The 1,491-nt window shown below is 59.6% G+C and carries 2 protein-coding genes; both read left to right on the top strand.

All coding sequences use genetic code 11. The features are described from left to right. A partial coding sequence (locus tag HB633_RS30535) for a transposase (protein ID WP_213781851.1) occupies nt 1-375 on the top strand: 375 nt, incomplete at its 5' end. Beyond that, complete coding sequence (locus HB633_RS30530) at nt 372-1,451, top strand: IS3 family transposase (RefSeq protein WP_213781850.1); 1,080 nt, start codon at nt 372-374, stop codon at nt 1,449-1,451. The genes HB633_RS30535 and HB633_RS30530, both read left to right, overlap by 4 nt. The last annotated feature ends 40 nt before the right edge of the window (nt 1,452-1,491 follow it).

Here is a 1,491-nt window from a genome sequence, read left to right as displayed (position 1 = left end):
AACTGGATGAAAGGCACGACGTCCGCAGCTCGGGGCTCCGATTCTGAACATGCAAAGCGCCCGGAAGACTGGTCGCTGGAGGACCGGCTACTGGCCTTGCAGCAAAGTCACGGGCTGGTTGACGAGGCGCTGAATGCATGGTGCCGTGAGCGGGGCCTGTTTGTTCATCATCTCGCGCAATGGCGCTCGGACTTCTGTGCCGCCAGCGGGACTGGCAGTCGGCGCGAGAACGCGCAGGAAGTACGCGAATTGAAGCAAGTGAACGTTCAGCTCCAGCGGGAGTTGAGCCGTAAAGAGAAGGCGTTGGCCGAAGCGGCAGCGTTGCTGGTGCTGCAAAAAAAGTATCGTGCGTTGTTCGAGGGCGAGGCCGAATGACGGCCCTTGAAGAGCGCAACACGATGATTGGTTGGATCGGCGAGGCGACTCTGGCCGGTGCCCGCCAAGCGCCTGCGTGTAAGGTCCTGGGGCTGAGCGCGCGTACGGTGCAGCGCTGGCAAAGCGCAGAATCTGACGCGGTCGATGGGCGCTCGTTACGACAATACGAACCTCCTCACAAGCTTTCCGCCGACGAGCGCGCTGAACTGTTGGCGGTGGCAAACTCCGCTGAATTCGGTCACTTACCTCCAAGCCAAATTATTCCCCGTTTGGCCGATCAGCAACGCTATATTGCCTCGGAATCGACGTTCTACCGGGTACTGAAAGCCGAGAAGCAACTCGCCCATCGGCGCAGTGAGCGCCCAACCCACGCTCGCAGTAAGCCGCGCGCCGTCTGCGCCGATACGCCTAATCAGCTTTTTAGTTGGGACATTACGTACTTGCCGGCGACCATACGTGGGCAGTACTTTTATTTGTATCTGTTTATGGACGTGTTCAGCCGCAAGATCGTTGGCTGGCAGGTCTATGCCGAAGAGAGCAGCGCCCAGGCCAGTGAGGTCCTCAAGGATCTTTGCGCTCGCGAGGCGATTCGGCCCAATCAGGTGATTTTGCATTCCGACAACGGCGGCCCGATGAAGGGTGCCACCATGCTCGCCACCTTGCAGGCCTTGGGTGTGATGCCGTCGTTGAGCCGGCCGGGCGTGAGCAACGACAATCCGTATTCCGAGTCCCTATTTAAAACGCTGAAGTACCGTCCCGCCTATCCGCTGGAGGCGTTCGATACCCTATTTGCGGCGCGCACCTGGGTCGCAGGACTGGTGCGTTGGTACAACCACGAACACCGCCACAGTGCGATCCGCTTCGTCACCCCGGCTGAGCGCCATGCGCATCTCGACCAGGAGATTCTGGCCCGACGCGCCACTCTCTACGAGCGCGCGCGGCAACGAAATCCGCTGCGCTGGAAAGGCCCCACGCGCAACTGGCAGCGCATTCGAGTAGTCCATCTGAATCCTGATCATGCTGAACCAACCGACGCCACCGAACAACCCCGAAACTACCAGCGAAAAGCAGCTTGAATTTTATGTGTCGAGGCGACAACTAGCTTGAAATCCTCCG

It is taken from the genome of Caballeronia sp. dw_276 (assembly GCF_018449635.1).
Classification (GTDB): domain Bacteria; phylum Pseudomonadota; class Gammaproteobacteria; order Burkholderiales; family Burkholderiaceae; genus Caballeronia.
Note: the sequence above shows the minus strand (reverse complement) of the source record. Positions and strands in the feature narration are given on the sequence as shown.